Below are 7,501 nucleotides of genomic sequence, written 5' to 3' on the forward strand. Positions count from 1 at the left end.
TATACATATAAAAATATTGATATCAATGGTACGATGAAGATGCCTTATTTTAAAGGACATTTACATAGTAAAGACCCTAATTTATTGCTTACTTTTGATGGTTTAGTAGATTTAAGCAAAAGAAAAAAAATATATGATTTTGATGTTGAAATTGAATATGCTAATCTTAAAAAAATAAATTTATATACTAAAGATGTTACTTCTGTTTTAGCGGGCTCTATTGTTTTGCAAGCGCAAGGAAATTCGTTAGATGACTTAGCAGGGACCATAAATTTAGAAAATATTTCCTACATCAATCCGAAAAACAAATATTATTTCGATTCAGCTTCGGTTACATCATCTTTTGATAATCAAAACATTAGAACGGTTTCCTTTCAATCGGATGATATTATTGAAGGACAAGTAGTAGGTAAATATCAAACCAAACAAATTAAAAAAATCCTTGAAAATGCGGCGGGTAGTTTGTATGCAAATTATTCACCACATAAATTATCCAAAAATCAATTTTTAGATTTTGATTTTACAGTGTATAATACCGTTTTAGAAGTATTATATCCTGAAGTTTCAATCGGCGAAAATACCCGATTAAAAGGAAAAATTAATGCTGATGAGGGCTTGTTTCAATTTGACTTTAATTCGCCGTTTGTCAATGCATTTGAGAACAAATTTAACGGAATTAAAATTGATATTGACAACAAAAATCCTTTGTATAATACGTATATTGAATTAGATAGTTTAAATACTAAAAACTATAAAATATCTGATTTTAGTTTGATAAATTTAACCGTAAACGATACACTTTTTGCAAGAACAGAATTTAAAGGTGGCGATAATGGAGAAGATAAATTTGATTTAAATTTATATCATACTATTAATGAAAATAAGCAATCTATAGTTGGATTTAAAAAGTCGGATATCACATTTAAAAATTTTCAATGGTATATTAACGAAAAGGAAACAACTGAAAACACTATTGTATTTGATAAACAGTTTAAAAACTTCAATTTCAATCAATTAACCTTATCTCATAACAATCAATTCATTGATTTTAATGGAGAAATGAGAGGGGATACCTATAAAGATTTTAATTTTACATTTAATGATGTTGATATTTCTAAAATCACACCCGATGTTAAGAATTTAAGTCTTGGCGGGAAGTTAAATGGAAATCTTAAATACAAACAAGATAACCTAATTTATGAACCGTCAACAGACTTAACGATTGACGGATTAGCACTTAATGATAGTGAATTAGGAAATTTAAAATTAAAAGTTTTTGGAGATGAAACTTTTAAGATTTTTAATGTCGATGCTTCTATAATTAATAAAAGCGAAGAAACATTTTTAACAACAGGAACGGTAGATATGGTTAACAATCAGACCGTATTAAACTTAGAAGCAGTTTTTGATAACTTTAATATCAAACCAATTGGTGGCTTTTTAACTGGTGTTTTAGATAATGTACGAGGATTAGCTAAAGGTAAAATAAATATTGCTGGAACTTTTGATGAACCTGAAGTAGATGGCGTTTTGTATCTAAATGAAGCAGGTTTACGCGTGCCATATTTAAATGTAGATTACGATTTCGATAAAAATTCAAAAATTGATTTAACTCAAGAAAAATTTATTTTTAGAGATATTGATATTATCGATGTAAACGAAAAAACCAAAGGAATTTTAAGCGGAACCATTTCTCACGAAAAGTTTGGAAATTGGGAAATGGATTTAAAAATAGCATCGGATAAGCTTTTGGTTTTAGATACAAAAGATGCTGACGACGCCTATTATTTTGGAAAAGCATATTTTGATGGTTTTGCCACAATCGAAGGTCCTGTAGAAGCTTTAGTTATCAATGCAGAAGGGGAAAGTGCGAAAGGTACATCAATTAAAATTCCTGTAAACGATTCGGAAAGTGTTAGCGATAATGGTTTGGTTCATTTTACTACAAAAGAAGAAAAATTTGGTATAAAAAACGCCATTAATCAACCCACTAAAACTTACAGAGGTGTCGATTTGAATTTTAATTTTTCCATTACACCAAATGCTGAAATTGAAGTGATTTTAAATCGCGAAACCGGGCATTCTATGAAAGGAACAGGTAACGGATCGATGTTTATGAACATCAATACCTTAGGTAAATTTCAAATGACGGGTGATTTCATCGTCAACAAAGGAGAATATTTATTTAGATATGGGAGTTTAATTGATAAAAAATTCAATGTAAAAAACGGAGGAACAATTAGTTGGGATGGCGACCCATTGGGTGCGAAGTTAAATTTAGAAGCAGTGTACGCTTCACAAGCAAATCCAAATGTATTATTAGAGAATGCAGCTTTTAATAAAAAAATTCCTACAGAGGTTAGTATTTTAATAACTGGCGAATTAAACGCGCCCCAATCCGATTTTAATATCAATTTTCCAAATGTAAGTTCGGTTTTAAAAAGTGATTTGGATTATAAATTACAAGATAAAGACAGAAGACAACAACAAGCTTTTGCATTATTAGCTACAGGAGGTTTTTTCGCGGATAAGGAAACCAATTACTTTGGTTCATTATTTGAAAAGGCAAATAGTATTTTTGGTGATGTATTATCTGACGGAGAGAATAAATTCAAACTTATCTTTGATTATCAAATAGGAAATCGACAACAAGAAATTTCTGATAGAGCCTTAGTTACCTTAACCACTCAAATTAATGATAGAATTAGTATTAATGGTAATGTAGGTGTACCGGTAGGTGGTATAAATCAATCGTATGTAGTTGGAAACGTAGAAGTAGAAATGCGTTTGAATACAGATGGTACGTTAACCGCACACGTATTTAATAGAGAAAACGATTTAAATTCCAATACAATCGGACAAAATATAGGTTATACGCAAGGTTTAGGGTTGTCGTATCGTGTAGATTTTGATGATTTTAAAGAGTTGCTACACAAGTTGTTTAAATCACAAAATGTGAATGATAACTTAAATAAACCTATTAATGAATCGGATGATTCGGAAACCAATCCAGAGTTTATTAACTTTATAGAAGAAACTCGCAAACGACAAATTAAAGAAGAGAAAAAAACCGATCCAAAGAATCGAGTTCCAGATATTAATGATGTGCATTAAATCAAGAAATTTTGTTAATTTTTAGAAATTTATTAACGAAAACGTTTGAAAATAACATTATGATAAAAAATATGTCTTTTTTTAGCATAATATGTAATTTCCTTTACTAATTTTACAAATAATATAGTATTAAATATGTCAACAGCAATTAAAAAAATTGGAGTTTTAACTTCAGGTGGTGATTCGCCAGGTATGAATGCAGCCATTAGAGCCGTAGTTCGTGCTTGTGCTTATTATAATATTGAGTGTGTTGGAATATACCGTGGTTACCAAGGTATGATTGAAGGTGATTTTAAACCTATGGGACCTCGTGATGTGAAAAACATTATTAATAAAGGTGGTACTATATTAAAAACAGCGCGTTCAAAAGATTTTATGACTCCAGAAGGTCGGAAAATTGCTCACGATAATTTAAAGGCTAGTGGTGTAGATTCATTAGTGGTTATTGGTGGTGATGGTTCGTTTACAGGTGCTGAAAAGTTTAATGAAGAATTTGGTTTTTCTGTAATTGGAATTCCAGGTACAATAGATAACGATATTTTTGGAACCAGTCATACTTTAGGATATGATACGGCTTTGAATACCGTTGTGGAAGCAATTGATAAAATTAGAGATACAGCCAATTCTCATAACCGTTTATTCTTTGTAGAAGTAATGGGAAGAGATGCCGGACATATCGCGTTAAACGCAGGAATTGGAGCAGGAGCAGAGGAAATTTTAATTCCAGAAGAAGCTTTTGGTTTAGACCGTTTGGTAGATTCTTTGAAAAAAAGTAAAGAATCTGGTAAAACATCAAGTATAGTAGTGGTTTCTGAAGGGGATAAAATTGGTAAAAACGTTTTTGAACTAAAAGACTACGTTGAAGAAAATATGCCAGAATATGACGTACGTGTTTCGGTACTTGGTCATATGCAACGTGGCGGTTCACCAACTTGTTTTGATAGGGTTTTGGCTTCTAGATTAGGAGTTAAAGCAGTAGAAAGCTTATTAGAAGGTAAATCTAACTATATGGTAGGATTACAATACGATAAAATTTGCTTAACACCATTAGAGCAAGCGATTAAAGGACAAAGTGAAATTGATTTAGAACTTGTAAAAGTTTCAGATATCGTATCATCATAATAAAAGTAAAAAGTAAAGAGTGCTTTTCAACTCAATTAACAAAAGGATTCCAGAGGAATCAAATATTTAAAAATTATGTCAACAGTAAAATTAGGAATTAACGGATTTGGTAGAATTGGTAGAATTGTTTTTAGAGAAACATACAACAGAGACAACGTAGAAGTTGTTGCAATAAACGATTTATTAGACGTAGATCATTTGGCGTATTTATTAAAATACGATTCTGTTCACGGACGTTTTGCTGGAAAAGTAGAAGTTAAAGACGGAAAATTATACGTTAACGATAAATACATTCGTGTAACTGCAGAAAGAGATCCAGCACAAATTAAATGGGATGAAGCAGGAATAAACGCGGATGTAGTAGCAGAATGTACAGGTTTTTTTACAACTAAAGAAACAGCTAATGCGCATATTGTAGGTGGAGCGAAAAAAGTAATTATTTCAGCACCTTCAGCAGACGCACCTATGTTTGTTATGGGTGTAAACCACGAAAAAGCAACTGCTGCAGATACTGTAGTTTCTAATGCATCATGTACTACCAACTGTTTAGCGCCTTTAGCAAAAGTAATTCACGATAATTTCGGAATTGTAGAAGGGTTAATGACAACGGTTCATGCATCTACTTCAACTCAAATGGTAGCAGACGGTCCTTCAAGAAAAGATTGGAGAGGTGGTCGTGCCGCTTCAGTAAATATTATTCCATCTTCAACTGGTGCTGCAAAAGCAGTAGGACAAGTAATTCCAGATTTAAATGGAAAATTAACAGGAATGTCTATGCGTGTTCCAACGGTTGATGTATCTGTAGTAGATTTAACTGTAAAATTAGCTAAAGAAACTACCTATGCAGAAATTATGAGTGTATTAAAACACGCTTCAGAAACGTCTATGAAAGGTATTTTAGGATATACAGAAGATTTAGTAGTATCTCAAGATTTCGTTTCAGATACGCGTACTTCAATCGTTGATGCAAATGCTGGAATTGGTTTAAATTCAACTTTCTTTAAATTGGTTTCTTGGTACGATAACGAATACGGATATTCTTCTAAGCTAATCGATTTAGCAGTACATATCAATGCTATAAAATAATAAAAAAATAAATACTTGAGTATAGAGAATAGAACTCAAAAATCTATTTTCTATACTCAATTTCTTTACTCTATATTCTAAAAATCATGAAATTACTTGTAGATAGTGGTTCCACTAAAGCAGATTGGATTGCCATAGACACTAATGGGAAAGTATTATTTACTACACAATCTTTAGGTTTAAATCCAGAAGTGTTAACTAAAGAAGAAATAATTGCTCGTTTAGACGATAAATTTGATATTTCTCATAACAAAGACAAAGCCGCTCATTTATTCTTTTATGGTGCAGGATGTGGAACGGATAGAATGAAAAACTTTTTAACAGGTGTTTTTCAAGAATATTTTAAAAATGCTGCTGTAGCTGTTTTTGAAGATACCTATGCTGCTGTTTTTGCAACTACACCAAAAAATCAAGAAGCCATTGTTTGTATTTTAGGAACAGGTTCAAATTGTAGTTATTTTGATGGGCACGTTTTACATCAAAAAGTACAATCATTAGGTTATATTGCTATGGATGATTGTAGCGGAAACCGTTTTGGTCGTCATTTATTACGTGGTTATTATTTTAATAAAATGCCTGCGAATTTGGCTTCAGAATTTGAAAAAGAATTTGATGTAGAACCAGATGCAGTAAAAGAAAATTTATATAAAAAACCAAATCCTAATGCGTATTTGGCTACCTATGCTAAATTTTTAATTAAGCATAAAAATACCGAATTTTGTCAGAAATATATTCGCGAAGAATTGGTTGCATTTGTTGAAAATTACATTATGCAGTTTGAAAATTGTAAAGAAGTTCCTGTTCATTTTGTAGGTTCTATTGCTTTTTATTTAAAAGAGGAATTAGAAGCCGTTTTAAATGAATACGGAATCAAAATAGGGAATGTATTAAGACGTCCAATAGACGGATTAATAGAATTTCACGTGGCTAATAGTTAATAATATTAGCAAAAGTTAATTTGTTTTAAAAGCCCGAGTAGCGAAAGTTACTTGGGCTTTTTGTTTTTAATCATACGAATTCCCAATGTTTACTACACAAAATAGCTTAAAATTCAGTATTTTTGTAGTATAAATAGCAAGAATGAAAATCACACAAGTATTTAATAATTTTTTTGAAAGCGAAAAAGTGGGCGGTTTGATATTATTGGTTTGCACCATAACGTCATTACTAGTAGCTAATTCTACTTTTGGAGAAAGTTACCACCATTTTTGGTTAACCGAATTTTCAGGCAAACCTTTAGAATATTGGATTAACGATGGCTTAATGACCATTTTCTTCTTGTTAATTGGGTTAGAATTAGAACGAGAAATTTATCAAGGCGAATTGTCTAATATTAAAGACGCCTTATTACCCATATTTGCTGCTATTGGTGGAATGGCGATTCCTGCGGGAATTTATTTAGCATTTAATTTTGGTGCGGTTACGCAATCAGGTGCAGGAATACCTATGGCAACTGATATTGCTTTTGCTATTGGAATTTTATCGTTGTTAGGAAATCGTGTGCCTTTGTCATTAAAAATATTTTTAACTGCTTTAGCCGTTATTGACGATTTAGGTGCCATATTAATTATTGCCATTTTTTATACGAAAACCATTTTGTGGAGTAATTTAGCCATCGCTTTAGGCATATTTGTATTTCTTTATGTTTTGGGTAAATATTTTAAAGTTAAAAACCTACTTCCTTATTTAATTGGTGGGGTTTTTATGTGGTATTTTATGCTGCATTCAGGTGTACACGCCACAATTACAGGTGTGCTATTAGCTTTTGCTATTCCATTTGGAAATGGTGGAAACAAATCTACTTCTTATATTTTACAACACTTTTTACACAAGCCCGTTGCATTTTTAATTTTGCCAATTTTTGCCTTAGCGAATACCGCTATAATATTGAGTGGCGATTGGACAAAAATAGTAACTGAAAACTATAGTTTAGGCGTTGCGTTGGGATTGGTTATAGGAAAACCTATTGGTATATTTTTACTTACTTTTTTAACCGTTAAAATAGGATGGTGTACGCTTCCAAGTGATATGAATTGGAAATCTGTATTTGGTCTTGGTTTTTTAGGCGGAATTGGCTTTACAATGTCTATTTTTATTACACTTTTAGCGTTTGATAACCCAGTAATTATCAATAATACCAAATTAATAATTGTACTTTCCTCTTTAATTGCAGGAGTAA

Annotated in this window: 5 protein-coding genes; all 5 read left to right on the forward strand. The window is 31.4% G+C overall.

The annotated features are described in order from the left end of the window. The coding region (locus tag ACIQZ1_RS09185) for a translocation/assembly module TamB domain-containing protein (protein WP_396160698.1) at positions 1 to 3,114 on the forward strand (3,114 nt) is incomplete at its 5' end. 135 nt (positions 3,115 to 3,249) lie between these two features. Next, the gene (gene pfkA / locus ACIQZ1_RS09190) at positions 3,250 to 4,236 is read left to right on the forward strand and encodes a 6-phosphofructokinase (RefSeq protein WP_396160700.1); all 987 of its coding nucleotides are present in this window, start codon (positions 3,250 to 3,252) and stop codon (positions 4,234 to 4,236) included. Between the two features lie 75 nt (positions 4,237 to 4,311). Beyond that, positions 4,312 to 5,322 (forward strand): type I glyceraldehyde-3-phosphate dehydrogenase, encoded by a 1,011-nt coding sequence (gap, locus tag ACIQZ1_RS09195; protein WP_291241896.1) that lies wholly within the window; start codon positions 4,312 to 4,314, stop codon positions 5,320 to 5,322. An 86-nt stretch (positions 5,323 to 5,408) separates the two neighbouring features. Further along, positions 5,409 to 6,260 carry an N-acetylglucosamine kinase gene (locus ACIQZ1_RS09200; RefSeq protein WP_396160702.1) on the forward strand — a complete coding sequence of 284 codons (852 nt, stop codon included), beginning with the start codon at positions 5,409 to 5,411 and terminating at the stop codon, positions 6,258 to 6,260. A 142-nt stretch (positions 6,261 to 6,402) separates the two neighbouring features. Then, on the forward strand, positions 6,403 to 7,501 hold a 1,099-nt coding region (gene nhaA, locus ACIQZ1_RS09205), incomplete at its 3' end, for a Na+/H+ antiporter NhaA (RefSeq protein ID WP_396160704.1).

It is taken from the genome of Flavobacterium sp., assembly GCF_044341185.1.
In the GTDB taxonomy this organism is placed as follows: Bacteria; Bacteroidota; Bacteroidia; order Flavobacteriales; family Flavobacteriaceae; genus Flavobacterium.

Excerpts from the sequence above, each read along its gene's own strand:
- pfkA (WP_396160700.1), top strand. The coding sequence starts at position 3,250 with ATGTCAACAGCAATTAAAAAAATTGGAGTTTTAACTTCAGGTGGTGAT.
- gap (WP_291241896.1), top strand. The coding sequence starts at position 4,312 with ATGTCAACAGTAAAATTAGGAATTAACGGATTTGGTAGAATTGGTAGA.
- ACIQZ1_RS09200 (WP_396160702.1), top strand. The coding sequence starts at position 5,409 with ATGAAATTACTTGTAGATAGTGGTTCCACTAAAGCAGATTGGATTGCC.